This window comes from Streptomyces sp. 71268 (genome assembly GCF_029392895.1).
Taxonomy (GTDB): domain Bacteria; phylum Actinomycetota; class Actinomycetes; order Streptomycetales; family Streptomycetaceae; genus Streptomyces.
Window position 1 is genome coordinate 6,836,981 of record NZ_CP114200.1, and the last position, 26,957, is coordinate 6,863,937.

The window sequence follows — 26,957 nt, forward strand, 5'->3', positions numbered from 1 at the left end:
CGCCGGGCGGGGGACCCTGACAGGATCGGGCCCGGAGGTGGCCCATGGCGCGGGACTCAGGTGAGCGGGAAACAACGGACGAGCGGCCCGAGCGGCGGGCCCCGGCCGCCGTGCCGGACCCGGCCGCGCTCGCGCCGGCCTGGCGCGAGGTGGTGGCCACGGCACGGCGCAGCACGCGCGACGGCCTGGTCGTCGGCACGTCGGGCAACGTCTCGGCGCGGGTGGGCGACACCGTCCTCGTCACCCCCAGCGGCGTGCCCTACGACGCGCTCGGCCCCCGGGACATGCTCGCCGTCGACCTCGACGGCCGCGTCCGCGTCGGACACCTGCGCCCCACCAGCGAACTCCCGCTGCACCTCGCGATCTACCGCGCCACCGACGCCCGCGCCGTCGTGCACACGCACGCCGTGCACGCCACCGCCGTCTCCACGCTCGTCACGGAACTGCCCGCCGTCCACTACATGGCCGGCGCGCTCGGCGGCCCCGTCCGCGTCGCCCCGTACGCCCTTTACGGCAGCGACGAACTCGCCCGGCACGTGCTCGCCGCCCTCCGCGACCGCACCGGTTGCCTGCTGCGCAACCACGGCACGGTCGTCTACGCGGACACCCTGCGCCGGGCGTACGAGCACACCGCCCAACTGGAGTGGATGTGCCAGGTCTGGCTGGCCGCGTCGGCCGTCCCCGGCCGCGCCCCCGCGCTGCTCACCGCCGCGCAACTCGACGCGGCCACCGACCGCCTGCGCGGCTACGGCCAACCCCCCGGACCAGCCGGCGCACCGCCCGCCTGACCCCGGCCCGGGCCGAGGGGTCCGCGCCCGGCGCCACACCCGGGGCCGCCGCGGCGGCTCACCCGGTGGACGGGGCCCACTGGCCGGCGCGCGGCTGTCCGCCCACACTGGGGAGGATGCGCCTGCGTACCGCGGCGGCCGTGGCCGCCACCACCGTGCTGGGTGCCGGGACGGCCGTGCTGGCCGGCCGGTACGCCAGCGGTGCCGCCCTGGCCCCCGGCCGCCCGCTGCCCGGCGAGCCCAGGCTCACCGTGCACTCGACCGCCGCCGGCCAGGTCACCCTGACCCGCACCCTGGCCTCCCAGCGCCCCGGCACGTACGGGCTGACCGGCGACGGCTGCCACGCCGCCGTCGGCCCGGTGGTCGAGGGCGCGCCGCACCCCGCCGACTGCGTCGTGCGCCGCCTGGAGTCGGTCACCCGTGGCACGTTGGAGCCGGGCGCCCGCGTCTGGTTCACGCCACAGGTGTACGCGGGCGACCCCGGCCAGGCCCTCGGCCTCGCCTACGAGGACGTGGAGGTCCCGGGCGAACTCGGCGCGCTCCCCGCCTGGTACGTGCCGGCCGCCCGCGACACCTGGGTGATCACCGTGCACGGCCTGGGCGGCACCCGCGAACACCCGCTGGTCGTCATGGGGTTCCTGCACGACAAGCAACTCCCGGTGCTCGACGTCTCCTACCGTGGGGACGCCGGGGCGCCCCCGTCACCCGACGGGGTGAGCCACCTGGGGCACACCGAGTGGCGCGACCTCGACGCGGCCGTCGCCTACGCGGCGCAGCGGGGCGCGCGGCGCGTCGTGCTCCACGGCTGGTCCACCGGTGCCTCGATGGCCCTGCACACCGCGGCGCACTCGCCCCTGCGCCACCTGATCAGCGGCCTGGTCCTCGACTCGCCCGTGCTCGACTGGCAGGCCACGCTGCGCGCCGTCGCCGCCGCCCGTGGCACGCCGGCCCCGCTGCTGCCGCTCGTGGTGCGCGCCGCGCAGGGCCGCGCCTCCCTGCACGCGGAGCACTTCGCCGAGTTGGCCGACGCGGGCCGCCTCGAAGTCCCCACGCTGATCATGCACGGGCCCGACGACCACCTGGCCCCCTGGGCCGGCTCCCGCGCCCTCGCCGAGCGCCGCCCGGACCTGGTCACCCTGCGCAGCGTGCCGCGCGCCCCGCACGCGGCGATGTGGAACGCCGACCCCGTCGGGTACGAGGAGGCGCTGCGCCGTTTCCTCACCCCGCTGGTCTGAGCGCCCCCACTCCGACGGGCCCGCCGGTCGGGCGCCCTGCCGTGGGCCTCGGCAGGGCGCGCCCGAGCGCGGCCGACGCCCGCCCTTCACCTGGCCGCCATGCCGCGCTCGCCCGGCTTTCGCGCCACGGCCGTGTTCGGCTCGCGCGGACGTTCGGATCGGCCGACGCCCATACGGCCCAGGGAGGCGGCTCATCCGCCCCAACCGCCACACCCGTTGCGGGAACGCGGCCGGATGACCACCGATTGGGTTTTCGGGCCGTCAGGGGCAAGACTGCTCTTGTGACGTCCCGTACCCCGCGCGACTCCCGACTCCGACTCGTCCCCCACCGGCCGATCGCCGGTGCCCGCCGGGCAGTGCCGCAGCGCGGCACGCGCCCCGCCCCACGACCACCGGAGGGCACCCCGCCACCCGCGGAACTTGCCCGCCAGGCACGGGCCTCGCTCGCCGGTGCCGCCCGCGTCGCCCGCTGGGCCGCCGCCGAGCCGAACGGTGACGCGGCGCTGCGGCCAGGGGCGTACGGCGCCCTGTCCGACGTGGCCGCCGACCGCGCGGCCACCGCCCTCGGCCTGACGCCCGCTCAGGTACGTACCGACTGGGACCGGGCCCGCCTCGCCGGCCTGATCGAGTTGCACGGCGGCGCCGCCCGGGCGGGCTGGCGGCTGCGTGCCTGGGACCGCGACGACTCGGCCGTGCTCCGTGGCTGGGTCGCGCTCTTCGACGCCTGGTCCATCGCCCACCCCTGGCTCCCGGACGACCGGGGCCCGCGCGGCCGCGCCGACGCGGAGGCCACCCCGGCCGCCGTCGCCGAAGTCATCGAGGCCGTGCCGCAGTTGCTCTCGCTGCTGCAGCTCTCGGCGGGTCCGGTGGGCTTCCCCGCCCTGCTCGACCTGTTGCGCAAGCGGGTCGCGGAACTGCGTACGGAGCGCTGCGAGGTCCCCTACGGCCAGCGCGCCCCGCACCACGGCCCCGCCGGGTCGGGCCCCCGGCTCGCCGCCCTGCCCGAGCCGCTGCCCGGCCCGCACGCTGGCCTCGACCTGGCCACGGCCGCGCCGCCGAGCGCCACGGAGGCGACGGTGGGGGAGGGGGCGGGCGCATCCGCCTGTGAGGTCCCCGAGTCGTTGCTGACCTGGGCGCTGGGCGGGCTCGCCGAGGTCGACGCGCTCGTCGTGCGCGACGCCGAGGCCGTGGAGGACCGCGAGGCCGAGCTGACCGCGCTGGGCAACTGGGCGGTGTGGGTCAAGCTGGAGCAGATCTGCGTCGCCGCGCAGAGCCCCGCGGGCAACATCGAGCAGCCCGCCGAGGACATGCTGCGCGGCTGCGCCCAGCTCACCCCCGGCCCGGCCCGCGCCGAGTACCGCGCCTGGCTCGCCGCCCGCCCGGTGGGCAGCGCGGTCACCGAACTGCTCGACGCGGCGCGCGGCGACGACGCGCTGCTGCGCGGGCTCGCCTTCGAGGCGCTGCGGGTGGTCGGCGCCCCGGCCGAGCCCGCGGTGCGCGCCGCCGTGGACGAGTCCCGACTGCGCCCCTACGCCCTGCTCTGGCTCGCCGAACAGGAGGGCGCCGACCCAGAGGACACCCTTGAGGTCCTCACCCGCGAGGAGGCCACCTGGCTCTGGGTGGACACGGCGGCGGCGATCGCCGACCACGGCGAGATAAGACTGTTGGTGCGCCACCTCGAGTCGGCCGTCCAGGGCACGGTCCCCGCGCTGCTGGCCGAGGTCCGCGAGGTCGGCCACCCGCGCACGGTCCAGGTGCTGGTGGCCCTGGCCGCCGCCCACCCCGACCCGGCCCTGGCCAAGGCGGTCCGGCGCGCCGCCTTCCAGGTGCACACGGGCGGTACGTGAGGGCTCCGGACCCGGCCCGCTGACCCAGCCGGCCGGGCCCGGGCGCGGCCACCCCGGCGCCTCGCCCGCGCCCGGCCGCACCCGAGCCCGTCCCGTGGGCGGCCCAGCGCGCCGTGAGCCGCCCCGTAGTCCGCGCCCGCCCGCCGACCACCTCGGCCGGCGGGCGCTTGGCGTCGCCGCCCCCGCGCGGCGGTGGCCGTTAGCGGTCGGCGGCGTCGCCGGCGAGACCGCCCACGATCAGGTCGGCCAGCGCGGCCGTGGCCTCGGCGGCGGTCGTCCGCCCCCGGTCCAGCTCGGTGGCCAGCGCCTCGGCCGCGCTGAGCAGGCCGACGCAGCGGAGCTGGATCGCCTCCGGTTCCAGCCCGGAGTGCGGGGCGAAGGCGGCCGCCATCGCGCGCGTGTAGCTGTCGAGCATCTCGTGCCGCGCCGCCTCCATCTCCGGGTCGCCCTTCAGCGCGGCGGAGAGGGCCGCGAACTCCGGAATGTCGGTGGCGCAGGCGAAGTACGCGGCGCTCAGGACGTCGGCGATCGCCCTGGCGTTCGGCGCGGCGGCCGCCAACGCCCGGGTCGACGCCGCGCGATGCCGCTCGTCCAGCCGCCGGTAGAGCGCGAGCAGCAGCCCGGCGCGGGTGCCGAAGTGGTCGTACACGATCGGCCTGCTCACCCCGGCCGCCTCGGCGAGGGTGACCAGCGTCAGGCCGTCGGCGCCACGGGCGCGTACGAGCCCCAGGGCCGCGTCGAGCAGTTGCTCCCGCCTGGCCTGCTTGGACAGCCGGGTCGGTGATGTGGCCATGGCCCCTCCTTGCGTCTGCGACCCAGTCTAGCTACAAAATGTAAGCTACGAAATGTAACTTAGCCTGGGAGGCCATGATGGAACGGCGATCGGTGTTGATGCTGGGCGGATCAGGGCAGGCGGGAGCGGATACGGCCGCCCTGCTGCGCCGGTGGTACCCGACGCTGCCGCTGACGATCGCGGGCCGGGACCTGGACCGCGCGCGACGGGTGGCCGACCGGCTCGGCGCCGCCACCGCCGTCCGCGTCGACCTTGAGCGCGGCGACCTCGGGCGCCCGGCCGACGAGACGTACTCGGCGGTCGTCGCCGCGCTGTGGGACGAGCGCCTGCACGGGCTGCGGTACGCCCAGCGGCGCGGGCTGCCCTACCTCAGCATCTCCAGTGGCCCGGACATCGCGCCGGAGGTCGTCATGGGGGCCCAGGGCGCCGGCGCCGGGCCCATCCTGCTGGCCAGCCACTGGTGCGCCGGCGCCGTCACGCTGGTCGTGGCGCACCTGGCCCGCGAGTTCGAGCGGGTGGACGCCGTCCGGATCGGCGCCGTACTGGACGAGCGGGACACCGGCGGGCCGGCCGGCATCGCCGACCTGGAGCGCTGGTCCGCCATCACCTCAGCGGGCCTGGTGCGCCGCGACGGCGTGTTCACCTGGCTCCCCGCCGCCGACGCGCGGGTGGAGGTGGTCGCCTCCGACGGGACCGCCGTGCCCGGCGCGTACATCGCCATCCTCGACGTGCCGAGCATCGCCCTCGCGACGGACGCGCCGAACGTCCACTTCGCCTTCGCCGTCGGCACCTCCACGGGCAGCCGTCGCGGCGGCCCCGCCTCCCTGGAGGTGCGCGTGGACATCGAGGGCACCGCCCCAGGAGGCGCGCCGCTGCGCACGGGCCGCTACCTCACGCACGCGGCGGGGCAGCGCCCGCTGACCGCGCTCGGCATGGCGCTCGGCGTCGAGCGGCTGCTCGCACTGCGCGGCGACCCCGTACCGCCCGGCATCCACACCCCGGAGGCGCTGGTGGACCCGGCCTACGCGGTCGAACGGATGCTGGAGGGCGGGGCCGTCCTCACCGAAGCGCCCGGCGCGGCCGGATAGCCCCCGCGCGCCGCGCCGACCCCGCCCGCGCGCGGCCGGAGCCGGCCGTCCCGGCCCGGCCGGCCGCGCGCGGGCGTCAGCCGTCCGTGGCCGGGGCGTACGTGCCGAAGCTCCAGACGTTGCCCTCGATGTCGCGCGCCATGTAGTCCCGCGAGCCGTGCGCCTGGTCCGTGGGTGGCATGAGGATCTCGGCCCCGTGCTCACGGGCCCGCGCGTGGTGGGCGTCCGTGTCCTCCACGACCACGTAGACGCCGGCCGGCCCGGCGTCCGCCATCGCCTGGGCGAACGCGCCCTCGGTGCGCCGGGAACCGAGCAGCACCGTGCCGTTGCCGTAGGCCAGTTCGGCGTGCAGGACCACGCCGCCGTCCCCCTCGTACACCGCCTGCCTGGTGAAGCCGAAGGCCGTCGTGAGCTGCGCGATGGCGGCCTGGGCGTCGCGGTAGAGGAGGGTCGGGTACAGGGTCGGGCGGCCGGTGGCGGTGCCTGCCATGGTGATCACCTTCCGGGTGCTGGTGCTTCCAGGGCGCTGGGGCGGCGGCGCGAAGCGCCTCGTGACTGTGACTCGCTTCACAGTCTGGCACCGGGGTCTGACAGCGCCGGGAGCGGCGCGTTCCCGTCCTACCCCCGGTAAACCACTTGCCGCGCACCGCTACAGTGGACGGCATGGCCATTCTCCTTGCGCACTAGACGGCTTCCGCCCGGCCCCGCCTTCGTCGCTGGGGTGCGCCGTCCGCCGCCGTCGCCCGGTGCGCCGCGTGCGGTCGTGGTTGCGCGCCTGTCCCTTCCGCCGTCCGTATTCCGCCCTGGAGTCCTCCCCGTGATCACCGCCACCGGCCTTGAGCTGCGCGCAGGCGCCCGAGTTCTCATCGAGTCCGCCTCGTTCCGTATCGCCAAGGGCGACCGGGTCGGCCTCGTCGGCCGCAACGGCGCTGGCAAGACCACGCTGACCAAGTGCCTCGCCGGCGAGGGCACCCCGGCCGCCGGCACCATCACCCGCTCCGGAGACGTCGGCTACCTCCCGCAGGACCCGCGCACCGGCGACCTGGACGTGCTCGCCCGCGACCGCATCCTCTCCGCCCGCGACCTCGACGTCGTCCTTCGCAAGATGCGCGAGAACGAGGAGCGGATGGCCGGCGGCAAGGGCGCCACCCGGGAGAAGGCGATGAAGCGGTACGAGCGCCTGGAGACGGAGTTCCTCACCAAGGGGGGCTACGCCGCCGAGGCCGAGGCCGCCACGATCGCCGCCAGTCTCGGACTGCCCGACCGCGTGCTCGGCCAGCCCCTGCACACGCTCTCCGGTGGTCAGCGCCGCCGCGTCGAGCTGGCCCGCATCCTCTTCTCCGACTCCGACACGCTGCTCCTCGACGAGCCGACCAACCACCTCGACGCCGACTCGATCGTCTGGTTGCGCGACTACCTCAAGACCTACCGCGGCGGCTTCATCGTCATCTCGCACGACGTCCAACTGGTCGAGACGGTCGTCAACAAGGTCTTCTACCTGGACGCCAACCGCGCCCACATCGACATCTACAACATGGGCTGGAAGCTCTACCAGGCCCAGCGCGAGGCCGACGAGCGCCGCCGCAAGCGCGAGCGGGCCAACGCCGAGAAGAAGGCCGCCGCGCTCAACTCGCAGGCCGACAAGATGCGCGCCAAGGCGACCAAGACGGTGGCCGCGCAGAACATGGCCCGCCGCGCCGAGAAGCTGCTCGCCGGCCTCGACGAGGTGCGGGTCTCGGACAAGGTCGCCAAGCTCCGCTTCCCCGACCCCGCGCCGTGCGGCAAGACCCCGCTGACCGCCGAGGGCCTGTCGAAGTCGTACGGGTCGCTGGAGATCTTCACCGACGTCGACCTGGCCATCGACCGAGGCTCCCGCGTGGTCATCCTGGGCCTCAACGGTGCCGGCAAGACCACGCTGCTGCGACTGCTCGCCGGCGTCGAGAAGCCCGACACCGGCACCGTCACCCCCGGCCACGGCCTCAAGCTCGGCTACTACGCGCAGGAGCACGAGACGCTGGACCCGGACCGCACCGTCCTGGAGAACATGCGCTCGTCCGCGCCCGACCTGGACCTCGTGGACATCCGCAAGACGCTGGGTTCCTTCCTGTTCTCCGGCGACGACGTGGACAAGCCCGCGCGCGTCCTCTCCGGCGGCGAGAAGACCCGGCTCGCGCTGGCGACGCTCGTGGTCTCCTCGGCCAACGTCCTGCTGCTCGACGAGCCCACCAACAACCTCGACCCGGCCAGCCGCGAGGAGATCCTGGGCGCGCTGCGCACCTTCACCGGCGCGGTCGTGCTGGTCACCCACGACGAGGGCGCGGTGGACGCGCTCCAGCCGGAGCGCATCATCCTGCTGCCCGACGGCGTGGAGGACCTGTGGGGCCAGGACTACGCCGACCTCGTGGCGCTCGCCTGACGCTCGCGGGCCGGCGTTCGGGGCCTCGTGCCGCCGCTTGATCCAGATGTTCTGGATCATTCGGCCGAGACGTGATCCTTCATCTGGGTGAGAAGGGCTCATCTCGCGGCGTGCCGGCGCCACCCGCGCGTGCGCACGCAGAGTAGCGCTCGGCGGTCCCGGAGAGCCCCGCTGGTGCCATCCCTGACCTGCCGCTTCGCCGCGCACTCCGAATGGACGCACGCGCGCCGACATCCGGAATTCGCCGTTCCGGCGGCCTTTCGGCCGCTCGCCGCCGGCAAGCCGGTCACGCGGACCTTGTCGAATGGGTGGCCAGGAGCGCGGCTAGGGGTGATCATGAGAGTCCCATAGCGCACTTCCCATGAGGAGGCACGGGTGGCCGAGACTCTGAAGAAGGGCAGCCGGGTGACCGGCGCCGCGCGCGAAAAGCTCGCGGCAGACCTCAAGAAGAAGTACGACTCCGGTGCGAGCATTCGAGCGCTGGCCGAAGAGACCGGCCGTTCCTACGGCTTCGTCCATCGAATGCTGAGCGAGTCCGGAGTGACGCTGCGTGGTCGCGGCGGAGCGACACGAGGGAAGAAAGCCGCCTCGACCTGACCCACGCGGCGCGTGTCCGTCCCGAGTTCGAGCGCGCGTCACGTCGCCGCGGCGTACTGGTCACGTCGTCGGTGGCACCCGGTCGGTGGTTCGGTCGGCACGGTGGTTACTGTGCAGTTAACTTAAGGCCGCAGTGACCGCTGCCGACCGACCGGAGGCTTCAGTGACCCTGCTCGACACGGACGGCGTACGCCTGACCGTCGATGACGCCATCGCCACGGTGACCCTGACCAACCCGGCCAAGCGCAACGCCCAGACGCCCGCCCTGTGGCGGGCCCTGGTCGAGGCCGGGCGGTTGCTGCCGGGCAGCGTGCGCGTCGTGGTGCTGCGCGGAGAGGGCAAGTCCTTCTCCGCGGGGCTCGATCGGCAGGCGTTCACCCCTGAGGGCTTCGACGGCGAGCCGTCCTTCGTCGATATGGGGCGCGGCCCCGAGGCGGAGCTCGACGCGACCATCGCCGCCTACCAGGAGGCGTTCACGTGGTGGCGGCGTAACGACATCGTCAGCATAGCCGCGGTCCAAGGGCATGCCATCGGTGCCGGATTCCAGCTCGCGCTCGCCTGTGACCTGCGCATCTGTGCCGACGACGCGCAGTTCGCGATGCGCGAGACGAGCCTTGGGCTGGTGCCGGACCTCGCGGGCACCCACCCGCTGGTCTCCCTCGTCGGGTACGCCCGCGCGCTGGAGATCTGCGCCACCGGTCGGTTCGTGCACGCGCAGGAGGCGGAGCGGACCGGGCTGGCCAACCTCGTGGTGCCGGCCGCCGAGCTGGACGCGACCACGCGGGACCTGGCCGCCGCGCTGCTGGCCGCGCCGCGCGACGCCGTCATCGAGACGAAGGCGCTGCTGCGCGGCGCGTCGGACCGCACCTTCGACGAGCAGCGGGCGGCCGAGCGCGCCGCCCAGGGCCGCCGCCTGCGCGACCTCGCCCAACTGGCCGAATAGCCCGCGACCGGCGCGCTGGCCGCCCGACGGTCGCGGGTCGTGGCGCCCGCGCGGTACGGGCCCCGGGTCCGACGTCCTCAGGCCCGGTCCGCCGCGCTCTCGGCGCTCCGCGCGCTCCGTGCGTTTCCCGTGTTCTCCCGGAGTGCCATATCCGCCGCGTCCACGGCCGTGACCAGCACCGCGACCGTCACCGGGCCCGGGGCCTCGGCCAGCAGGGCGGCGCGGGCCCGGTCGCGTACGGCGCGGGCCACCTCGACCGCCCGGTGTCCGGCCGCCACGGCGACCTGCACCTGCGCGTGGCGGGCCGGCGCGGAGGCGCCCGCCACGGGTGCCTCGGCCTCGGCGGTCGCGCGCGGGCCCTCGACGCGTACCGGGCGGGTCAGGCCGCCGAGCGCGGGCGCGAGCCGGGCGACCCCCGGTACCTCCGCGACGGCGCCGGCCACCCGGCCCTCGACCGTGGCCTCCGACGCCGGGCGGGCGGCGGCCGGTGCCAGCTCCGCGGACGCCCGCGTCCCGGGGCGGCCCTCCGCACCGGCCGGCCCGGCGTCGCCGGGCGCCCCGTTAGCCGGCCGTGCCCCGTCCGCCGGCCGTGCCCCGCCTGGCGGCTGTGTGGCCTCCGTCGCCCGTGCCTCCTCCAGCAGACCCGTCACCCGGAGGTCGACCGCGCCGACGACCAGGCCGAGCCGGTCGGTGGCCGCCGCGTACAGGGTCGCCCGCAACCGTTCCGCCGACGTGGGCAGCGGCTGTTCCGCCGCCGCGAGGAACTCGCCCGCCACCCGCAGCGGCCCCGGGCGCAGTGCGGTCGGCGGCGCCGGAACGGCGGGCTCCGCCGCCTGGTCGGGGGCCAGCAGGTCGACGTGCAGCGCGGTCACGCGAACCTCGGGAACCTCCGCCGCCGCCGCGCGCAGCACGGCCGTGGCCGCGTGCTCCGTCACCCACGCACCGTCGTGCTCCGTGCCCAGCGGCAGCAGCCTGCCGAGCCCCAACTGCTGCCGTACCGCCTGCGCCAACGCGTCTGCCACCACGGTCCGCCACCCTTCCCGCCGTACGGACACCTACTCGCCCGCTGCCGCTCAGCCTGCCGCACCACGGCGCGCCGGCCGGCCGCGACCCACCCGGGGCCGGCGCGTTCCCACGACTGCCACGCCCCGGGCGCGGTTCGCCGCGAGCCCGCCTACGGTGACATGAGGAACGGTCAGGCCGCTCCCCTGAGAGCTTCGCGGGAAGGGAATGGGCGATGACGGACACGACACAGAAGCAGCAGGCGGGAAGCGCGACTGCCCCGGGAGCCTCGACTCCCCGAGGCGGCGGCCCCCCGGCCTCCCGGGGCAAGACGACGATCGCCGACGGCGTGGTGGAGAAGATCGCCGGCATGGCGGCCCGCGAGGTGCCCGGCGTGCACGCCATGGGCAGCGGCTTCGCGCGCACCTTCGGGGCGGTGCGGGACCGGGTACCCGGTGGCGGGCGCTCCGTCACGCGCGGCGTCAAGGCCGAGGTCGGCGAGGTGCAGACGGCGCTGGACCTGGAGATCGTGGTGGATTACGGCGTCTCCATCGGCGACGTCACGCGCGGCGTGCGGGAAGATGTCATCTCCGCGGTCGAGCGGATGACCAGCCTTGAGGTGGTCGAGGTCAACATCGTGGTAAGTGATGTGAAGCTGCCTGACGAGCAGGACGACGAGTCCGACTCGCGGCTCCAGTAGCCGGACCGGACCGACCGGGCGCGGTGGAGGCAAGGGAGTACACGATGAGCATGGCCGTGGTCGGTCTGGCCGCCGGAATGGCACTGGGCTTCGCCGGGTACTTCGGCGGCTTCGGGGCCTTTCTCCTGGTGGCGGCGTTGGGCCTGATCGGGTTCGTGGCAGGCAAGTTCCTCGACGGAGAGCTGGAGTTGGGCGACTTCTTCCGCCCGCGCGAGCGCGACGGCCGACGGCGGTGAGGCCGCGTGGTGCGATCGGGTGAACGCGGCTCGACGCGGATCGCCGACCGGGTCATCGCGAAGATCGCTTCGCAGGCGGCCCGGGAGGTGCTCGGCGACGCGCGGGAGGTACGCGGGGCCGGTGGCAAGCCACCGCAGGCCGCCGTCGCGGTGCGCGACCGGCCGGCCCGCGACGGGCTGCGCGGCGAGGCCCGGGTGCGGGTCGCCGTCGAACTCGGCTACCCCTCGGACATCGGCGCCCAGTGTGGCGCCGTGCGTCGTCAGGTGAGCGGACGGGTAAGGGCGTTGGCGGGCATGGACGTACGGGACGTGGCCGTCACGGTCGAGCGGCTGCACGCGCCGGAGCGGACGGGCGTCGGCCGGGGGAGGACGCGGTGAGCAACGACGAACCAGCCGCCGGCGCGGGCTCGACCGGAAGCGAGGACGAGCACACCGCCGCGCGGCGGCCCGGCGGCGCCCCGAGGCGCACGCCCCCGGGCGGCCCCGACGCGGCCGGCGACACCGGTGGGACCGGTGACACGGGCCCGGCGGGCGAGACGCGCGCGGCCAGTGGGGCCAGCGTGGCGGGCGAGGCCGGCGCGGAGACCACCCGGCGACTGCCGCTGCTGGAGAAGGACCCCACGGGCGGCGGCGCCACGCTCGCGGGCCCGGACGGTGACGAGGCCGCCACGGACGATGGCGGCGGTACCGGGCAGCGCGCCTCCTCCGTCAGGTACACGCCCGCGCGCGGCGAGCGCGAGCGCGCCCGGCGCTTCTGGGCCAGCCGACGGCTGCCCGCCGCGCTGCTCGCGCTGGTCGTGCTCGGCGCCGCCGGCCTGCTGCTCTACGACGTGGCGGCGGTACGGGCCGACCGGAGCGCGATGCGCTGGCGGCGCCGGCTCAGCGACGAGTTGGCCACCCGCCCGCTGGACGACCCCTGGATCGTGGCCGGGGCCTGCGTCGCGGTCGTCCTCGGCCTGTGGCTGATCATCCTGGCGCTCACCCCCGGCCGGCGCGGCGTGCTGCCGATGCGCCCCGACCCGCGGGTGCGCGCCGGGCTCGACCGCTCCGCGGCGGCGCTGGTGCTGCGGGACCGCGCCATGGAGGTGCCCGGCGTACGGACCGTCCGGGTGGACGCGGGGCGACGCAGGGTCAGGGTGCGGGCACAGGCGCACTTCCGGGAACTCGACGAGGTGCGCGCCGACCTCGACCACGCGCTGGACGACGGCATCCGACAGCTCGGCCTGGCGCGCCGTCCCGGGCTGCGGGTCCAGGTCCGCCGGCCGACGAGGAGATGAGGCGGAAGATGGCGGCGAAGCCGGTACGGGTGGGACGTTCCAGGGTGCGGGTCGTCAACCGGGTGCTGCTCGCCCTGGCCGGGCTGCTCCTGTTGGCGCTGGGGGCCGCCGTCCTGGTCGGCGGGCTCGACCTGCCGCGCCGGTGGAGCTTCGGCCTGCCCGGGAGCTGGCCCTTCGACGGGCCCGACGACGTGTTGCTGACCCATGACGATCGGCGGCGCTGGCGGGACGAGGACTGGTGGTGGCCCACCGTGATCGCCGCCCTGGCGCTGATCGTCCTGCTCGCGCTGTGGTGGCTGCTCGCCCAGGCCCGGCGGCGGCGCCTGCGCGAGCTGCTGGTCGCCAGCGGCGAGGGGGAGGGCGCGGTGTTGCGCGGCCGGGCCCTTGAGGGCGTGCTGGCCGCCGAGGCGGAGGCCATGGACGGGGTGGACCGCGCGCGCGTCACGCTGCGCGGTCGCCGCACCGCCCCGGAGGCCCGGGTCCGGCTCGTACTCGCCGCGCACGCCCAACCGGCCGAGACGCTGGCCCGGTTGCGGGACGAGGCGCTGGAGCACGCCCGGGCGTCGGCGGGCCTCGACCGGTTGCCCGCCGAGGTCAGGATGCGCGCGGTGCGCCACCGGGCGGAGCGGGTGAGCTGACGCCCGCGCGCCGCCGCGTACGACGAACCGGCGGTCAGGCGCGCCCGAAGCCGCCGCCCTCGCCGCGCGGGCGGGGAGCGGCGGCACGGTCGGGCGGGTCACAGGCCGCGCAGCGCTCCGCCGTCCACCGGCACCATGAGGCCCGTCAGGTAGGAGGCGGCCGGCGAGAGCAGGAACGCGGCGGTGCGGCCGAACTCCCGCGGGGTGCCGTAGCGGCCCAGCGGGATGTTCGCGACGTTCCGCTCGCGCGCGGCGTCCGCGTCGCCCGTCGCCGCGTCCAGCTCCCGCACCCGGTCGGTGTCGATGCGCGCGGGCAGCAGGCCCACCACCCGGATGTCGCGCGGGCCCACCTCGTCCGCGAGCGACTTCGCGAAGCCGGCGAGCCCGGGGCGCAGCCCGTTGGAGATGGTCAGGCCCGGGATCGGCTCGCGCACCGAGCCGGAGAGCACGAGGCCGATCACACCGCCGGCGGGCAGTTCGCCGGCCGCGGTGCGGGCCAGCCGCACCGCGCCGAGGAACACCGAATCGAAGGCCGCCTGCCACTGCTCGTCGGTGTTCCCGGCCGCCGAGCCGGCGGGCGGGCCGCCCACGCTGATGAGGATGCCGTCGAAGCGGCCGAAGCGTTCCCGGGCGGTGGCGATCAGCCGTTCGGCGGCGGCCGGGTCGGCGTTGTCCGCCGGCAGGCCGTACGCGTTCGGCCCCAGCTCCCGCGCGGCGGCGGTCACCCGGTCCGCGTCGCGCCCGGTGATCACGACCTTCGCGCCGTCGGCCACCAGTTCGCGTGCCGTGGCGTTGCCGAGGCCGCGCGTGGCACCCGTGACGACGTACACCCGGTCTTTGAGTCCAAGATCCATGGCCTCAGTCTGCCGTGGCCCGCCCCGACAGCGCGAGGGCGGTACCCACCAGGCCGATGTGGCTGAACGCCTGCGGGAAGTTCCCGAGTTGGCGACCGCTGCCGACGTCGTACTCCTCGGCGAGCAGGCCGACGTCGTTGCGCAGCGAGAGCAGCCGCTCGAACAGGTCCGTCGCCTCCTTCGTACGACTGATCAGGTACAGCGCGTCCGCCAGCCAGAACGAGCACACCAGGAACGGTGCCTCCGTGCCGGGCAGCCCGTCGACCGACACGCCGTCCGTGCTGTAACGGCGCAGCAGCCCGTCCTCGCACAGCTCCTCGCGGACCGCGTCCACCGTGCCGATGACGCGCGGGTCGTGCGGTGGCAGGAACCCGACCCGGGGGATGAGCAGCGTCGCCGCGTCCAGCTCGGTGGAGCCGTACGACTGGGTGAAGGTGCCCCGCTCGGCGTCGAAGCCCCGCGTGCACACGTCGTGGTGCACCGCCTCCCGCATCGCGCGCCAGCGGTCCGGGTCGCCGGGCAGCGTGGGGTCCCGCTCCATGGCGCGCACCGCGCGGTCGGCCGCGACCCAGGCCATCACCTTGGAGTGCACGAAGTGCCGCCGTGGGCCGCGCACCTCCCACAGCCCCTCGTCCGGCTCACGCCAGCGCGACTCTAGGAACTCCAGCAGGGCGCACTGCAGGCTCCAGGCCGTGGGCTTGTTCCGCAGGCCGAAGCTCCGGGCGAGGGTGAGCGAGTCGATGACCTCGCCGTAGATGTCGAGCTGGACCTGGTCGACCGCGGCGTTGCCGATCCGCACCGGTGCCGAGTCCGCGTACCCGGGCAGCCAGCCCAGCTCCGCCTCGGGCAGCCGGCGCTCGCCGCCGAGCCCGTACATGATCTGGAGGTCGGCCGGGTCGCCGGCGACCGCGCGCAGCAGCCAGTCCCGCCAGGCGCCGGCCTCCTCGATGAACCCGGTCCGCACCAGCGCGCTGAGCGCCAGCGTGGAGTCCCGCAGCCAGCAGTACCGGTAGTCCCAGTTGCGCACGCCGCCCAGCTCCTCCGGAAGCGAGGTGGTCGGCGCCGCGACGATGCCGCCCGTCGGGGCGTAGGTGAGCCCCTTGAGCGTGATCAGCGAGCGCAGCACGGCCTCGCGGTAGGGCCCCTGGTACGTGCACTTCGCGGCCCAGTCCTGCCAGTCCTCGCGGCTGTGCTCCAGGGCCTCGTACGGGTCGACCAGGTCGGGGGGCGGCTCGTGCGAGGGGTGCCAGGTCAGCACGAACGCCACCCGTTCGCCCGCCGCGACGGTGAACTCGGAGCGGGTGCTGAGGCCCTGCCCGTACGTGTGGACCTCGGGCACGCTCCGCAGCCAGGCCGAGTCGGGGCCGGCGACGGCGACGCGGTGCCCGTCGCACCGGCGCATCCACGGCACGACGTGCCCGTAGTCGAAACGCAGCCGCAGCACGCTGCGCATGGACACCTGGCCGGTGACGCCCTCCACGATGCGCATGACGTCGGGGGTCCGGTCGCGCTGCGGCATGAAGTCGTACACCCGGACGGAGCCGGTGGCCGTCTCCCACACGGTCTCCAGGATCAGCGTGTCGGGCAGGTAGGAGCGGCGCGCGCAGCGGGCGGGTTCGCCGTCTCCGTCGTCGGTGCCGTCGGCGCTGGTCGTGTTCTCCGTGTCCTCGTCGGGGGCTGGCGCCAGGGTCCAGTGACCGTTGTCGCGGTCGCCGAGCAGCGCCGCGAAGCAGGCGCCGGAGTCGAAGCGGGGCAGGCAGAGCCAGTCGATCGAACCGTCCCGACCGACCAGGGCGGCGGTCTGGAGGTCGCCGATCACGGCGTAGTCCTCGATGGGTTGGGCCATGCCCGAACTGGTTCCCGCTGAGCTGGGCCCTAGTCCGAAGCCGCCGCCGACCGGGCCACGGACGCGGTGCGTTCGGCGGGCGCGTCGGGCTTGCCAGGCCCGGCATCCGGATCGCCGCCGGCCTCGGCTCCGGGCCCCGTGGCGGCTTCGGGCTTCGCGGTGGCTTGGGCCTTCGCGGTGGCTTGGGGCTTCGCGGCGGCGGCCCCGGGTTCGGGTTCCGTGGCGGCGGCCTCGCCCCGGGTGCTGGCGTCGGCGTCGGCGCGTGGGGTGGCGTCGCTCGCGCCGGGGGCCTCGGGCTCGGCCGCCGCCTTCTCCCTGGCGGCCTCCGCGTCCTTGGCCGCCTTGGCGGCTGCCGCCGCCTGGTCCCGCAACTCCCGGCGGAAAAGCACCACCCAACCGACCGGCACCGCCGCGGTGAACAGCCACCACTGGACGGCGTACGCCATGTGGGAGCCGATGCCGCTGGTGTCGGGGGCCTGGACCGGCTCCGGCTGGTTGGTGCCCCGAGGCGTGGAATCGGTCAGCTCCACGTAGCCGCCGAGCAGCGGCCGGCCCACCGCCTCGGCCTGGCGCTCGCTGTTGATCAGCATGACCTGGCGCGGCGGCAGGCCCTTCTTGTCCTTGATGCCGCTGCTGCCGGTGGTCTCGTCGGCCTTGAGCCGCCCGGTGACGGTGACCTCGCCGGTCGGCGGGGCCGGCACGTCCGGGAACTGGGTCAGGTTGCCGGGCGCCGGAATCCAGCCTCGGTTGACCAGCACCGCGTTGCCGTCGGCCAGCAGCAGCGGGGTGACGACGAAGTAGCCGATGGACTGGTCGTCGGAGCCGGTGCGCTGGCGCACCACCACCTCGTGGCGGGGGTCGTAGGTGCCGGAGACCGTGACCTTGCGCATGGCGGTCTTCTTCGGCACGTCGCGGCCGACGCCGGTCAGCTCGCCGATGGGGACGGCCGGGGCGTCCAGGCTCCTGGACACCCGCTTGTTGTGCTCGACCCGCTGCTCGTGCCGACCGAGCTGCCAGAAACCCAGCTCGATCATCACGGGGATGAGGACGAGACCCACCAGCGTGAGGATCACCCACTGCCGGGTCAACAGAAAGCGGTACACCCCATGACCGTACAACTCGGTCGCGGGTCGGCGGTGAGCGGGGCGACCCCCGGCCGGCCGACGGCGGGCGGTGATCTTCGACCGCCGAGCCCCGTCCCGGTCCGCGCCCGACCCGACCGACACCCGGTCCGCACCCGTCCGGAATCCGGCCCGCGCCCGACCCGCCCCGGTCAGCGCCCTGGCCGAGGTGCGCGCGGGCGCGTGGGGCCCGGTGGCGCGTCGGTCAGCCGGCGGCGGTCGGGGCCGGTGCCACGTCCTGGAGCAGTTGCATGAAGGCCGCCTCGTCGATCACCGGGGTGCCGAACGAGCGGGCCTTGACCACCTTGGAGGTGGGCGAGTCGGGGTCGTTGGTGACCAGCAGGCTGGTGAGCCGCGACACGCTGGTCGCCACGTGCATCCCGGCCTCGACGGCCCGGTCCTCAAGGAGTTCGCGGTCGACCGAGGTGTCGCCGGAGAACGCCACCCGCATGCCCTGCGCCAGCCGGCCACCGGGCTCGTACCGGCCGGGGTTGGGGTACGGGCAGGCGGGCCGCTTGCGGCTGGGGCGCCAACTCGTCTGCCCGAACCCGGAGCGCTGCCCCGGCGGGCGGGCGGCCGGCGCGTCCGACCACTCGGTGAGCGGCTGGCAGGCGAGCAGCGGCAGGCGGATGTCGGACGCCGCCGCCAGGTGCAGGCTGGGCCGGAAGGTCTCGGCCAGCACGCGCGCGTCGTCGAGCGCGTGGTGGGCCCGCTCCTGGACGACGCCGTAGTGCGCGGCCAGCGACTCCAGCTTGTGGTTGGCCAGCGGCAGCCCCAGCTCCTTGGAGAGGGCGATGGTGCACAGCCGCTGGCGGACGGGGGCGGCACCCCTCGCGCGGGCGTACTCGCGGGCGATCATCGACCAGTCGAAGACGGCGTTGTGCGCGACGAGGACCCGGCCGTCGAGGCGCCGGGCGAACTCGTCGGCGATCTCCGGGAAGAGCGGGGCCCGCGCCAGCTCGGTGCTGGTGAGCCCGTGGATCCAGACCGGGCCCGGGTCGCGCTGCGGGTTGACCAGCGTGTACCAGTGGTCCTGCACCTCGCCGCGCGCGTCGAGCTGGTAGACGGCGGCCGACACTATGCGGTCATCGCGGGCGAGTCCGGTGGTCTCCACGTCAACGACCGCGTACCCGTCGGGGTAGGCGGACGGCCACGGGGGTGGCGGGGCGGACTGTGGGGGAATCCGCGGAGCGGCGGCCGGTCGGTCTTCAAGCATGGTTCACGAGGATACGGGCCACCCCTGACACTCGGTCGCGGCGGGCGGGCCGAGCCCGTGCCGGAGGCCGCGGCCTTCGGGCCGGCCGCGGTGACCGGGCCCCGTGCGACCTGGGCCAACCCCCTTGACGGGCGGGCCCGATGGGGCTGTGGTGGCGTCAACTGTTCGGCCGAAAAGTGCGGTTGCCCGGCGCCCGGCGCGTCGTAGGCGCCCCGGCGGACCCGACGGCGCGCGGGGAGCCGAGGGTGGGGAGGCGCGGGCGTGGGGCGGGCGGCGGCGGGGCGTGCCGGGGCGGGCCCGCCGGCGTCGAGGCGGCCGGACGGCACGTTGGCGTAGCGCTGGTGCCGTGGCCGGGCGCGTACTTACTGAGTTTCGAAACTCGTCAGTAACAACATCTGTTCATCGCCACGGAGCCGCCCTTATCGTGCGGACATGCCGCACCTACCCGATGTCGTGCTCTGGTCCATACCGGCGTTCGTCCTGCTCACCGCAATCGAGATGGTGAGCTACCGGCTGCGCCCCGACGAGGAGGCCGCGGGCTACGGGGCGAAGGACGCCGCGACCAGCGTGACGATGGGGATTGGCAGCGTCTTCTTCGATCCGCTGTGGAAAATCCCGATTGTGGCGATTTACACCGCGCTCTACGAACTCACCCCGCTGCGCGTGCCCGTGCTGTGGTGGACGCTGCCGCTGATGCTGCTGGCCCAGGACTTCTTCTACTACTGGTCGCACCGAGGCCACCACGTCGTCCGCGTCCTGTGGGCCTGTCACGTGGTGCACCACTCCAGCGAGAAGTTCAACCTCACCACGGCCCTGCGCCAGCCGTGGACCTCGCTGACGGTCTGGCCCTTCTACGTGCCACTGGTGCTGTGCGGCGTGCACCCGGCCGCGGTGGCCTTCCTGTCCGGGGCCAACCTGGTCTACCAGTTCTGGGTGCACACCGAGCGCGTCGGCAAGCTCCCCCGGCCGGTCGAGTACGTCTTCAACACCGCCTCCCACCACCGCGTCCACCACGCCTCCCAGGGCGGCTACCTGGACCGCAACTTCGGCGGCATCCTCATCGTGTGGGACCGGATGTTCGGCACCTTCGTCGCCGAGACCGAACGCCCCGTCTACGGCCTCACCAAGAACATCCACACCTACAACCCGCTGCGGGTCGCCACCCACGAGTACGCGGCCATCGGCCGCGACCTGGCCGCCGCGACCGACTGGCGCGAGCGCGCGGGCCTGCTCTTCCGTGGCCCCGGCTGGCAACCACACCACCGCCGCGCCGCGACCGACGACGCCCCGTCAGCGGCCGACGGCGCGGCACGCCCGGACCCGGTCGCCACGTGCGCTGCCGACGGCGCCGAGCCCGCTGCCGACGGCGCCCCGCCGGTGCCCCCGCCCACCGCCGGCGGCCCGCCCGTGGCGGAGTCCGGCCGCCGCGTCGAGCGCGCCGCGTGAGCGGCGAGGCGGCTCGCGCGCCAGGGACCACCCGGCTCGCCCCGCTCGGCGGTCACCGGCACGTCCGGGCCGTGCTGCCCTGCGCCGTCCTGTTCGCCCTGCTCGCGCTGGTTCACCTGACCGCGCTGCTCGTGCCCGCCGTCTCCGACACCTCCGCCGAGCCCGTCGAGTACGCCACCAAGCCCGCGTTGATGCCGGCGCTGGCGGCGTACGTGCTGCTGCGGGGCGGGCCGCGACTCCTCGTGGCCGCCCTGCTGTTCGGCTGCGGCGGCGACACCCTGCTGCAACTCGGCGGCGAGCCGGCCTTCCTCGCCGGCATGGCCTCCTTCGCCGCGGGCCACGTCTGCTACCTGGTCCTCTTCGCCCGCCTCGGCCCGATCACCGCGCCCCGCCGCACAGTGGCGCTCGTGGCCGCCGGCTACGCGACGGCCTGGCTGGGCACGGTGGCCCTGCTGTGGCCGGGGCTTGCGCCCGACATGCGCGGGCCGGTCGCCGCGTACAGCCTGCTGCTCACGGCCATGGCCCTGGCGGCGCTGCGCGTCGGCCCGTGGGCCGGGGCGGGCGGCGCCCTGTTCCTGCTCTCCGACACGCTGATCGCCACCGGCATCGCCGACTGGCCGCAACCCCCGGCGCCGCAGTTCTGGATCATGCTGACGTACGGGGGCGCCCAACTGGCCCTCACGGTCGGGGTGTTGCGCGGGGCGGGCGAGCCCGGGGCGCGCGAGGTCTCCGGCGCGGGCCTGCCGGGCCCGGGCCGCGCGGCCCGGCGCGGCGCGTAGCCGGGCCCGACCACCGACCGCCGACACGCCCCGGACGCACGAGGGCCGGGCCGCCGACGATCGGCTGCCCGGCCCCGCGCGCGTCCGCTGACGCCTCCAGGTCGCCGTTACTGCGTGACGGCCTTGAGCGCGTTGACGATGCCGTAGCCGTAGAAGCTGTTCACGTGCTTGGTGCCGGTGCAGGTGGCGTCCGCCTTGCCGTCACCGTTCGGGTCGTACGGGGCGGTCGGGCAGCCCGGGTTGTCGGCCTGCTGCTTCAGAAGCCACTGCACCTCCTGCGGGCTGGCGTTCGGGTGCGCGCTGCGCACCAGGGCGGCCACGCCCGCGACGTGCGGGCTCGCCATCGAGGTGCCCTGGAGGTAGGCGTAGTCGCCGCCGGGCATGGTGGACAGGATGCGGCCGTCCTTGGCGGGCAGCTCGGGCAGCTGGTTGCGGTCGCCACCGGGGGCCGCGACGTCGATCTGGCCGGCGGCCACCGACGGGTTGAGGCCGTAGTTGGAGTAGTACGACTTCAGCGACTTGACGCCGGTCGCGGAGACCGTGACCACGCCGGGCAACTGGGTCGGCGCGTCCAGGCAGGTGGCCGGGTCGATCTCGCGGTCGACCTCCTGCGAGTCGTTCGGGCTCGACGTGTCCTTGATCGACTTCGCGCCGAGGTCGAAGTTGGAGTTGCCGGCGGAGGCGACGTTGACGGCGCCCTTGTCCTGCGCGTACCTGGCCGCCCGGCCCACCGCGTCAAGGATGGCCCGCTGGTCGGCGTCGGCCTTGCAGTTGAACATCCACGGGTCGACGTAGTAGCTGTTGTTGGTGACCTCGACGCCCTTGTCGGCCGCGAAGACGAAGGCACAGACCACGTTCTCGGCGTAGAACAGGCCGGTCTTCTGGTCGCTGACCTTGATGGCGGAGATCTTCACGTTCGGCGCGACGCCGGCGACGCCGACCCCGTTGCGCGCGGCGGCGACCGAGCCGGCCACGTGGGTGCCGTGGTAGTCCGCGTCCGGGTCGTACGGGCGCCAGGCGCCCTTCGAGGTGTCCAGGACGCCGTTCGCGCAGTTGGCGGAGGCCCGCCGGTCGAAGTTCGGAGCCAGGTCCGGGTGGGTGTCGTCCACGCCGGTGTCGATGACCGCGACGGTGACGTTCCTGTCGCCCGGGTTGACCTTGGCCGCCTCGTCCGCCTTCATCGCGGGCAGGTGCCACTGCATGGGCTCCAGCGGCTCCTGGCCGGCCGCCCTCGCCTTCGCCGCGCTCTGCGCGTTGGCGCGCGGGGCCTTGACCTTCTCCGGCTTGCCGACCTCGGTGGTCGCGGCCGGCGTCAGGGGCGAGGTGCGGGTCGCGCCGGCGGACTGCACGCCCTTGACGGCGCGTATCTTCTCCGCGAAACCGGTGGCCGGGGCGTGCGCGACGATCACGCCGATCTTCGGGTAGCTGGCGACGACGGAGCCGCCCGCCTTCGCGATCTCCTTCTTGACCTTGCCGACGGTGGCCTTGTCGGGGGCCGTGTTCACCACGTACGACAACGCCGGACCGGCCGCGCGCGGAGCGGTGGCGGAGGAAGGCGCGTCCTGCGAGGAGGCCGAGGCCGCGCCGGGCAGGAACCCGAGTGACGCGGTGAGCGCGAGTCCTACGGGCACCGCGAGCAGGGCGCGCCGGCGTCTGGATCGCAGATGAGCCATGGGGTCTCCCCATCAGTCGTCAGGGCCGTCCGAACGCGGAGCGCGACCGGACCGGTTATATGACGAGTGAAGCTAACGCTGAGCGAGCCGTCCATCAATGGCTGACGTGGAAAAACTCGCTACGGCCAACGGAGTGACACACGGCGTCACCATCCCGAAATGGATCTTCTCGGATTCCGTCGCTTGTCCCCCTGTTCGACGGCGCTACCTCGGCCTACGATGCGTGACCCGGATCACTCACCGCCCGCCCGACGCCCCGTCCCCTCCGCCCGCGACCCCCGACCCGCCGCCCGCTGACGCCCACGCCCCGCGGCAACGCCCTTGCCCGGCACGCCAGTCGCCGCCCCGCCCACCGCTCCCGCACCCGCCCGTGATCCGTCCCCAGCCAGTCGCCACGTCAGGAGAGACCGTGGACCCCGCACCGCCCCAAGGTCCGGCCCGCAAGGCCGGACGACCCGACTTCATCGAGGTGCAGTCCAGCGAGGAATTCGCCGAACTGCGCCGCTCCCACCGCTCGTTCGCCTTCCCGCTCACGATCGCGTTCGTCAGCTGGTACCTGCTCTACGTGCTGCTGTCGAGCTACGCGGGCGACCTGATGGGCAAGCAGGTCGTCGGCAACGTCAACGTGGCCCTCGTCTTCGGCCTGCTGCAGTTCCTGTCCACCTTCGCCATCGCCTGGTGGTACGCCCGCCACGCCAACGCCAAGCTCGACCCGCGCGCCAGCGCGATCAAGGCCCGCCTGGAGAGTGAGTCGTGACGGATACCCTCCACCTCGCCGCCGAGGGCGTCAGCGACCACCGGCCGCTGATTATCTCGCTGTTCGCGACGTTCGTCCTGGTGACCCTCGGCATCACCGTGTGGGCCGGCAAGCAGACCAAGGACGCCACCGACTTCTACGCGGGCGGCCGGCAGTTCTCCGGCTTCCAGAACGGCCTGGCCATCTCCGGCGACTACATGTCCGCCGCGTCCTTCCTCGGCATCGCCGGCGCCATCGCCCTCTACGGCTACGACGGCTTCCTGTACTCCATCGGCTTCCTCGTCGCCTGGCTGGTCGCCCTGCTCCTGGTCGCCGAGCCGCTGCGCAACTCCGGCAGGTTCACCATGGGGGACGTGCTGGCGTACCGCATGCGGCAGCGCCCGGTGCGCACCGCGGCCGGCATCTCCACCATCGTGGTCTCGATCTTCTACCTGCTGGCCCAGATGGCCGGCGCCGGCGTGCTGGTCTCGCTGCTGCTCGGCATCACCAGCGAGGCGGGCAAGATCCTCATCGTGGTGCTGGTCGGCGTGGTGATGATCCTCTACGTCTCGATCGGCGGCATGAAGGGCACCACCTGGGTGCAGATGGTCAAGGCGGTGCTGCTGATCGCCGGCACCCTGCTCATCACCTTCCTGGTCCTGCTGAAGTACGACTTCAACATCTCGACGCTGCTCGGCGAGGCCGCCGACAACAGCGGCGCCGGCGGCGCCTTCCTCGAACCCGGCCTCAAGTACGGCATCGACGCGACGACCAAGCTCGACTTCATCTCGCTCGGCATCGCGCTGGTGCTCGGCACGGCCGGCCTGCCGCACATCCTGATCCGCTTCTACACCGTGCCCACGTCGCAGGCCGCGCGCCGCTCGGTGAACTGGGCCATCGGCATCATCGGTGGCTTCTACCTGATGACCATCGCGCTCGGCTTCGGCGCGGCGGCGCTTTTGAAACGCACCGACATCATCGAGTCCAACAAGGCGGGCAACACCGCGGCGCCGCTGCTCGCGCAGGAGATCGGCGGCGGGCCCGACTCGGCGGGCGGGGCGATCCTGCTCGCGGTGATCTCGGCCGTGGCCTTCGCCACCATCCTCGCCGTCGTCGCCGGGCTCACCCTGGCCTCCTCGTCCTCCTTCGCGCACGACCTGTACGCCAACGTCATCCGCAAGGGCCAGGCGACGCAGAAGGAGGAGGTCTCCGCGGCCCGTTGGGCGACGGTCGGCATCGGCATCGCGGCCGTGGTGCTCGGCGTCTTCGCCCGCGACCTGAACGTCGCCGGCCTGGTGGCGCTGGCCTTCGCGGTGGCCGCGTCGGCCAACCTGCCGACGATCCTCTACAGCCTCTTCTGGAAGCGCTTCACCACCCAGGGCGCCCTCTGGTCGATCTACGGCGGGCTGTTCGCCTCGGTGTTCCTGGTGCTCTTCTCGCCGGTGGTCTCCGGCAAGGAGTCGTCGATGTTCCCGGACGTGGACTTCTACTGGTTCCCGCTGGAGAACCCGGGCCTGGTCTCCATCCCGCTCGGCTTCCTGCTGGGCTGGATCGGCTCGCTGGTCTCCAAGGAGCCGGTGGACAAGGAGAAGTACGCCGAGCTCGAAGTGCGGTCGTTGACCGGCTACGGGGCGCACTGACCCCGGCGCCCCACCCCGTCGCGCGGGCCCGACGCCACCTCGGCGCCGGGCCCGCGCCGCGTCCCGCCGCCCCGCGATCCAGCGTTCTGTCGGGCCACGGGGGAGATCGCGTACGCTGCGAGACACTTGACACGGGGTCCCCTCCGGCACAGGGGACCCGCCGGCAACGTCAGGTCGTGCGTCACGCGAGAAGGGTCGCCACATGCTGCTCGATACCTACGGTCGGGTCGCGACCGACCTCCGGGTGTCCCTCACCGACCGCTGCAACCTCCGGTGCACCTACTGCATGCCCGCCGAGGGCCTGAACTGGCTGCCCAAGCCCGAGTTGCTCACCGACGACGAGATCGTCCGGCTGGTCTCCATAGCCGTCACCCAGCTGGGCGTCACCGAGGTCCGCTTCACCGGCGGCGAGCCGCTGCTCCGCCCGGGCCTGGTCGCCATCGTCGAACGCTGCGCCGCCCTCACCCCGCGCCCCCAGATCTCGCTGACCACCAACGGCATCGGCCTCGTCCGCACCGCCACCGCCCTGCGCGGTGCCGGCCTCGACCGGGTCAACGTCTCCCTCGACACACTGCGGCCCGACGTCTTCCAGACCATGACCCGGCGCAAGCGACACCAGGACGTGCTCGACGGCCTCGCCGCCGCCCGCGCCGCCGGCCTCACCCCCGTCAAGGTCAACGCCGTCCTGATGCCCGGGCTCAACGACGACGAGGCCCCCGACCTGCTCGCCTGGGCCGTCGAGAACCGCTACGAGCTGCGCTTCATCGAGCAGATGCCGCTGGACGCCCAGCACGGCTGGAAGCGCGAGGGCATGGTCACCGCCGGCGACATCCTGGCGAGCCTGCGCACCCGCTTCGCGCTCACCCCTGAGCACGAGGACGAGCGCGGCTCCGCGCCGGCCGAGCGCTGGCTGGTGGACGGCGGCCCGGCGCGGGTCGGCGTCATCGCCTCCGTCACCCGCCCCTTCTGCCGCGCCTGCGACCGCACCCGGCTCACCGCCGACGGCCAGGTGCGCACCTGCCTGTTCGCCCGCGAGGAGACCGACCTGCGCGCCGCGCTGCGCTCCGGGGCGCCGGACGCCGAGGTGGCCGAGCGGTGGCGACGCGCGATGTGGGGCAAGAAGGCCGGCTCCGGCCTCGACGACCCGACCTTCCTCCAGCCGCAGCGGCCGATGTCAGCTATCGGGGGCTGACCACTCGGCCAGCGGCACGGTGTCCCTGAGGAAGCCGCGGATGCCGAGGAACTGCGAGAGGTGCTCGCGGTGGGCCGGGCACGCCAGCCACGTCTTGCGGCGCTCGGGGGTGTGCAGCTTGGGGTTGTTCCAGGCGAGCACCCACACCGCGGGCTCGCGGCAGCCCTTGGCTGAGCAGATGGCATCGGAGGTGTCGGACGCGTTCACGACTGCGACCCTACGCGACGGCGCCCGGGGCGACCGGCGACCCCGATATTGGTCTGGACATGACGACGCCGGGCAGCCACGGGGGGAGCCGCCCGGCGTCAGTCCGTCGCTCCGACGGGGGATGCGGAGCGCCTACGAAGTATGTCACGCGGGACCCAGTGCGGTGCAGCGGAACCGCACGATTGATCTGAGGTTTTCTTGAGCTTGCCACGCCACCCCAGGTCAGCCCCGGTGCTCCCGGGACTCGCCCGGAGTGGGCGCCGCCTTCTCGTGTCCGGATTCCGGTGCGGAGGGCCGGTTCGGGCCCATCAGCATGGGCCGGGCGGGGGGCGGAATGAACGTGGACGGCAACCTCGGCGCGTTCTCCCGCCCCGCGTTGGCGATCACCACGGCCACGTAGGGGAGCAGGATGCCGAGCGCGAGGGCGACGAAGGCGACGTGGCGCTCGACGTTCCACAACACGGCCGCGAGGATCACGGACAGCGTACGCACGGACATCGAGATCACATAGCGCCGCTGCCTGCGCCGCACGTCATCGGCCAGGCCCTCCCTGGCACCGGTGATCCGGAAGACCTCGGGGCCGTTGTGCTTCCGCATCTCGCTCCACCACCTACCTGACGGGTCGAACGTACCCGGCTCCGGACACCGTCAACGGTACGCCGCGGCCGGCCCGGGTACGAGACCGGG

The 26,957-nt window shown here is 74.3% G+C and carries 26 protein-coding genes and 1 pseudogene; 17 read left to right on the forward strand and 10 right to left on the reverse strand.

The window, feature by feature from the left end:
• Positions 1 to 44: 44 nt before the first annotated feature.
• From OYE22_RS27280 to OYE22_RS27290, 3 genes are all read left to right on the forward strand, one after another.
• Complete coding sequence (locus tag OYE22_RS27280; protein WP_277322864.1) at positions 45 to 788, forward strand: class II aldolase/adducin family protein; 744 nt, start codon at positions 45 to 47, stop codon at positions 786 to 788.
• Between the two features lie 116 nt (positions 789 to 904).
• Complete coding sequence (locus OYE22_RS27285; protein ID WP_277322865.1) at positions 905 to 2,023, forward strand: prolyl oligopeptidase family serine peptidase; 1,119 nt, start codon at positions 905 to 907, stop codon at positions 2,021 to 2,023.
• A 281-nt stretch (positions 2,024 to 2,304) separates the two neighbouring features.
• Positions 2,305 to 3,870 carry a hypothetical protein gene (locus OYE22_RS27290; RefSeq protein WP_277322866.1) on the forward strand — a complete coding sequence of 522 codons (1,566 nt, stop codon included), beginning with the start codon at positions 2,305 to 2,307 and terminating at the stop codon, positions 3,868 to 3,870.
• 199 nt (positions 3,871 to 4,069) lie between these two features.
• Here the strand turns inward: OYE22_RS27290 and OYE22_RS27295 are convergent, their stop codons facing one another.
• On the reverse strand, positions 4,070 to 4,663 hold the full coding sequence (locus OYE22_RS27295) for a TetR/AcrR family transcriptional regulator (protein WP_277322867.1): 594 nt from the start codon (positions 4,661 to 4,663) through the stop codon (positions 4,070 to 4,072).
• A gap of 74 nt (positions 4,664 to 4,737) precedes the next feature.
• On the opposite strand from OYE22_RS27295, the gene OYE22_RS27300 reads away from it, so the two are divergent.
• Positions 4,738 to 5,751 carry a saccharopine dehydrogenase gene (locus OYE22_RS27300; RefSeq protein ID WP_277322868.1) on the forward strand — a complete coding sequence of 338 codons (1,014 nt, stop codon included), beginning with the start codon at positions 4,738 to 4,740 and terminating at the stop codon, positions 5,749 to 5,751.
• A 76-nt stretch (positions 5,752 to 5,827) separates the two neighbouring features.
• Here the strand turns inward: OYE22_RS27300 and OYE22_RS27305 are convergent, their stop codons facing one another.
• Complete coding sequence (locus OYE22_RS27305) at positions 5,828 to 6,241, reverse strand: VOC family protein (RefSeq protein ID WP_277322869.1); 414 nt, start codon at positions 6,239 to 6,241, stop codon at positions 5,828 to 5,830.
• Between the two features lie 327 nt (positions 6,242 to 6,568).
• On the opposite strand from OYE22_RS27305, the gene abc-f reads away from it, so the two are divergent.
• The 3 genes from abc-f (at position 6,569) to OYE22_RS27320 (ending at position 9,707) form a co-directional block, all read left to right on the forward strand.
• Complete coding sequence (gene abc-f / locus OYE22_RS27310; RefSeq protein WP_277322870.1) at positions 6,569 to 8,167, forward strand: ribosomal protection-like ABC-F family protein; 1,599 nt, start codon at positions 6,569 to 6,571, stop codon at positions 8,165 to 8,167.
• A 375-nt stretch (positions 8,168 to 8,542) separates the two neighbouring features.
• On the forward strand, positions 8,543 to 8,764 hold the full coding sequence (locus tag OYE22_RS27315) for a helix-turn-helix domain-containing protein (RefSeq protein ID WP_176160981.1): 222 nt from the start codon (positions 8,543 to 8,545) through the stop codon (positions 8,762 to 8,764).
• Between the two features lie 163 nt (positions 8,765 to 8,927).
• Positions 8,928 to 9,707 carry an enoyl-CoA hydratase/isomerase family protein gene (locus OYE22_RS27320; RefSeq protein ID WP_277322871.1) on the forward strand — a complete coding sequence of 260 codons (780 nt, stop codon included), beginning with the start codon at positions 8,928 to 8,930 and terminating at the stop codon, positions 9,705 to 9,707.
• A gap of 77 nt (positions 9,708 to 9,784) precedes the next feature.
• Here OYE22_RS27320 and OYE22_RS27325 read toward each other — a convergent pair whose 3' ends face one another.
• Positions 9,785 to 10,732: a hypothetical protein gene (locus tag OYE22_RS27325; RefSeq protein ID WP_277322872.1), complete on the reverse strand. Its 948-nt coding sequence runs from the start codon at positions 10,730 to 10,732 to the stop codon at positions 9,785 to 9,787.
• Positions 10,733 to 10,944: 212 nt separating this feature from the next.
• Here OYE22_RS27325 and OYE22_RS27330 point away from each other — a divergent pair, with 212 nt between their 5' ends.
• The 5 genes from OYE22_RS27330 to amaP all read left to right on the forward strand — a co-directional run bounded on the left by OYE22_RS27330 (position 10,945) and on the right by amaP (position 13,560).
• On the forward strand, positions 10,945 to 11,409 hold the full coding sequence (locus OYE22_RS27330) for an Asp23/Gls24 family envelope stress response protein (RefSeq protein ID WP_277322873.1): 465 nt from the start codon (positions 10,945 to 10,947) through the stop codon (positions 11,407 to 11,409).
• A gap of 44 nt (positions 11,410 to 11,453) precedes the next feature.
• Positions 11,454 to 11,645, forward strand: coding sequence for a hypothetical protein (locus tag OYE22_RS27335; RefSeq protein ID WP_184568946.1), 192 nt, complete (start codon positions 11,454 to 11,456; stop codon positions 11,643 to 11,645).
• Between the two features lie 6 nt (positions 11,646 to 11,651).
• Positions 11,652 to 12,023, forward strand: coding sequence for an Asp23/Gls24 family envelope stress response protein (locus OYE22_RS27340; protein ID WP_277322874.1), 372 nt, complete (start codon positions 11,652 to 11,654; stop codon positions 12,021 to 12,023).
• A gap of 182 nt (positions 12,024 to 12,205) precedes the next feature.
• Positions 12,206 to 12,922, forward strand: coding sequence for a DUF6286 domain-containing protein (locus tag OYE22_RS27345; protein ID WP_277324345.1), 717 nt, complete (start codon positions 12,206 to 12,208; stop codon positions 12,920 to 12,922).
• 8 nt (positions 12,923 to 12,930) lie between these two features.
• Entirely contained in the window at positions 12,931 to 13,560 is a 630-nt protein-coding gene (amaP, locus tag OYE22_RS27350) for an alkaline shock response membrane anchor protein AmaP (RefSeq protein WP_277322875.1), read from the forward strand.
• 98 nt (positions 13,561 to 13,658) lie between these two features.
• Here the strand turns inward: amaP and OYE22_RS27355 are convergent, their stop codons facing one another.
• The 4 genes and pseudogenes from OYE22_RS27355 to OYE22_RS27370 form a co-directional block, all read right to left on the reverse strand.
• Complete coding sequence (locus tag OYE22_RS27355) at positions 13,659 to 14,414, reverse strand: SDR family oxidoreductase (RefSeq protein WP_277322876.1); 756 nt, start codon at positions 14,412 to 14,414, stop codon at positions 13,659 to 13,661.
• 4 nt (positions 14,415 to 14,418) lie between these two features.
• On the reverse strand, positions 14,419 to 16,260 hold the full coding sequence (locus OYE22_RS27360; RefSeq protein ID WP_277322877.1) for a glycoside hydrolase family 15 protein: 1,842 nt from the start codon (positions 16,258 to 16,260) through the stop codon (positions 14,419 to 14,421).
• 335 nt (positions 16,261 to 16,595) lie between these two features.
• Positions 16,596 to 17,363 (reverse strand): annotated as a pseudogene (locus tag OYE22_RS27365) (SURF1 family protein); the annotation flags it as partial.
• Between the two features lie 223 nt (positions 17,364 to 17,586).
• On the reverse strand, positions 17,587 to 18,597 hold the full coding sequence (locus tag OYE22_RS27370; protein ID WP_277322878.1) for a DEDDh family exonuclease: 1,011 nt from the start codon (positions 18,595 to 18,597) through the stop codon (positions 17,587 to 17,589).
• Positions 18,598 to 19,029: 432 nt separating this feature from the next.
• Between OYE22_RS27370 and OYE22_RS27375 the strand changes: the two genes are divergently transcribed.
• Entirely contained in the window at positions 19,030 to 20,043 is a 1,014-nt protein-coding gene (locus OYE22_RS27375) for a sterol desaturase family protein (protein WP_277322879.1), read from the forward strand.
• A 125-nt stretch (positions 20,044 to 20,168) separates the two neighbouring features.
• Positions 20,169 to 20,822: a lysoplasmalogenase gene (locus OYE22_RS27380; protein WP_277324346.1), complete on the forward strand. Its 654-nt coding sequence runs from the start codon at positions 20,169 to 20,171 to the stop codon at positions 20,820 to 20,822.
• Between the two features lie 107 nt (positions 20,823 to 20,929).
• On the opposite strand, the gene OYE22_RS27385 is transcribed toward OYE22_RS27380, so the two are convergent.
• Positions 20,930 to 22,495 (reverse strand): S8 family serine peptidase, encoded by a 1,566-nt coding sequence (locus tag OYE22_RS27385; RefSeq protein ID WP_277322880.1) that lies wholly within the window; start codon positions 22,493 to 22,495, stop codon positions 20,930 to 20,932.
• A gap of 409 nt (positions 22,496 to 22,904) precedes the next feature.
• Here OYE22_RS27385 and OYE22_RS27390 point away from each other — a divergent pair, with 409 nt between their 5' ends.
• From OYE22_RS27390 to moaA, 3 genes are all read left to right on the forward strand, one after another.
• Positions 22,905 to 23,252 carry a DUF485 domain-containing protein gene (locus OYE22_RS27390; protein ID WP_277322881.1) on the forward strand — a complete coding sequence of 116 codons (348 nt, stop codon included), beginning with the start codon at positions 22,905 to 22,907 and terminating at the stop codon, positions 23,250 to 23,252.
• Positions 23,249 to 24,871, forward strand: coding sequence for a cation acetate symporter (locus OYE22_RS27395; protein ID WP_277322883.1), 1,623 nt, complete (start codon positions 23,249 to 23,251; stop codon positions 24,869 to 24,871). The genes OYE22_RS27390 and OYE22_RS27395 overlap by 4 nt, the downstream gene beginning before the upstream one ends.
• A 202-nt stretch (positions 24,872 to 25,073) precedes the next feature.
• Entirely contained in the window at positions 25,074 to 26,063 is a 990-nt protein-coding gene (moaA, locus tag OYE22_RS27400; protein WP_277322884.1) for a GTP 3',8-cyclase MoaA, read from the forward strand.
• Here moaA and OYE22_RS27405 read toward each other — a convergent pair.
• Together OYE22_RS27405 and OYE22_RS27410 are read right to left on the reverse strand one after the other, a co-directional pair.
• The gene (locus OYE22_RS27405) at positions 26,046 to 26,270 is read right to left on the reverse strand and encodes a hypothetical protein (RefSeq protein WP_277322885.1); all 225 of its coding nucleotides are present in this window, start codon (positions 26,268 to 26,270) and stop codon (positions 26,046 to 26,048) included. The genes moaA and OYE22_RS27405 overlap by 18 nt on opposite strands.
• A 222-nt stretch (positions 26,271 to 26,492) precedes the next feature.
• Positions 26,493 to 26,867: a DUF3099 domain-containing protein gene (locus OYE22_RS27410; RefSeq protein WP_277322886.1), complete on the reverse strand. Its 375-nt coding sequence runs from the start codon at positions 26,865 to 26,867 to the stop codon at positions 26,493 to 26,495.
• Between the last annotated feature and the right edge of the window lie 90 nt (positions 26,868 to 26,957).